Consider the following 1552-nt stretch of genomic DNA (forward strand, 5'->3'; position numbering starts at 1 on the left):
TCTCGCAGCACGCCACCGCCGCAACGAGGTAGGGAGCGACGAGCCGCGCGGCATAGTCACGAATGGCAGGCGGCAGGTCCGACCGACATACCCCGTCTCCTCGGCGTGCTTCAGAATCTTCAGTTTGTGCTGAATATCGCGATCTTCCGCGGTCATCGAAGATATCCTCTCAGCCCAATAGGGCTTTGAATTAGGATGGCTCGCAAGTTCGCACGCAACTACAAGATCGCCTCGCAAGATGGGGCGCGGGTGAAGCCCTGTCATGATGATGTGGCCGGCTCGGTGTACTATCTCGCGACTGCGCGGCGGCTCGCCAGCGCGTCGAGCGAATACGCCCTTGCGCCATTTGCCATGAGCACGAAGAACCCGCCTGCCAGGGCCAGATCCTTCCAGAAATGAATCTGCTCGTTGAAGTCTGCCGAGAAGGCATGGAAAACAACGGCGGTCGACAGACAGAAGAGACCAAGCGCCAGTGCCGCCAGTCGCGTCCACAGGCCAAGGATGATCAGCACGCCGCCGCCGATCTGGGTTGCCAGTGCCAGAGGCAGCAAGGTGGCCGGAATGCCGTGCTGTGCGATGTAGTCAGTCGTTGAAGCGTAGTTGAGGATGACTGTCCAACCATCCTGGATGAAGAGGGCCGCGAGAAGTACCCGGCCGACCACTTCTACCAGATCAAAGAGCCGGTTCATCCGCGTCCTCCTCAGTTGGGAGACAAGCTATCTGCAACATATACATCTGAACGGCCCATTCCATTCCAAGTTTCCCGCGCGCCGGCGATGACGGCCGAAGCTGCCATGCTGTTCTGTGCGCTCACGGCGTCCGGTCAGATCATCATGCGCAAGCTCGATGGCTGGCAGACGCTTACAACCCGACCTCTCGCAGAGAAGATTGACCTCTCCGCTTAAATCGATAGGCTTAAGCCATCGGAGATATCATAACGGCAAACTTCAACACAACCACATACGGCGTCCAGCGAATGATTGCGTTGTTGTCTTTTTCCCGCGCCATCGACCGAATCAGTCATGTTGCTGCAATGCTGGCCGCAGTCCTCGCCTTCGTGAGTTGCTTCATCAGCGCAGCAAATGCCTTGTCGCGCTATCTGTTCGATGCCTCATCGAATGCGTGGCTCGAAATCCAGTGGCAGATGTTCGCCGGAATCTTCCTGCTTGGCGCCGCCTGGGTTTTGAAGCTCAACGAGCATGTTCGGGTCGACATCATCTACGGCAGCCTGTCGCCACGGTCCCGCGCCAAGGTCGATATCTTCGGCTTCCTGTTCTTCTTCTTTCCGTTCTGTCTGGTGATGCTGGACATGACCATACCGTGGTTCCTGCGCAGCTTCTGGTCGGGCGAGGGGTCCGCCAATGCAGGTGGGCTGCCGGTCTGGCCGGTGAAGGGATTGCTGCCCATCGGCTTCGGGCTTCTGGTGCTGCAGGGCGTATCGGAACTCATCAAGCGCGTGGCGGTGCTGCGCGGCACTGGCGAAGTTGAACTGAGCTACGAGAGGCCGCTTCAGTGAGCATGGAGAGCGCCCTTGCTTGACTACGGCCTTATT

The 1552-nt window shown here is 58.6% G+C and carries 3 protein-coding genes; 2 read left to right on the forward strand and 1 reads right to left on the reverse strand.

The window, feature by feature from the left end; translation table 11 throughout:
• Positions 1-287: 287 nt before the first annotated feature.
• Positions 288-689: a DoxX family protein gene (locus tag WCJ41_RS22235; RefSeq protein WP_336908014.1), complete on the reverse strand. Its 402-nt coding sequence runs from the start codon at positions 687-689 to the stop codon at positions 288-290.
• Between the two features lie 87 nt (positions 690-776).
• Here WCJ41_RS22235 and WCJ41_RS22240 point away from each other — a divergent pair, with 87 nt between their 5' ends.
• Together WCJ41_RS22240 and WCJ41_RS22245 are read left to right on the forward strand one after the other, a co-directional pair.
• Entirely contained in the window at positions 777-905 is a 129-nt protein-coding gene (locus WCJ41_RS22240; protein WP_336908016.1) for a hypothetical protein, read from the forward strand.
• Between the two features lie 128 nt (positions 906-1033).
• Entirely contained in the window at positions 1034-1516 is a 483-nt protein-coding gene (locus WCJ41_RS22245; RefSeq protein WP_336908015.1) for a TRAP transporter small permease subunit, read from the forward strand.
• The last annotated feature ends 36 nt before the right edge of the window (positions 1517-1552 follow it).

The organism is Aestuariivirga sp., assembly GCF_037139295.1.
In the GTDB taxonomy this organism is placed as follows: Bacteria; Pseudomonadota; Alphaproteobacteria; order Rhizobiales; family Aestuariivirgaceae; genus Aestuariivirga.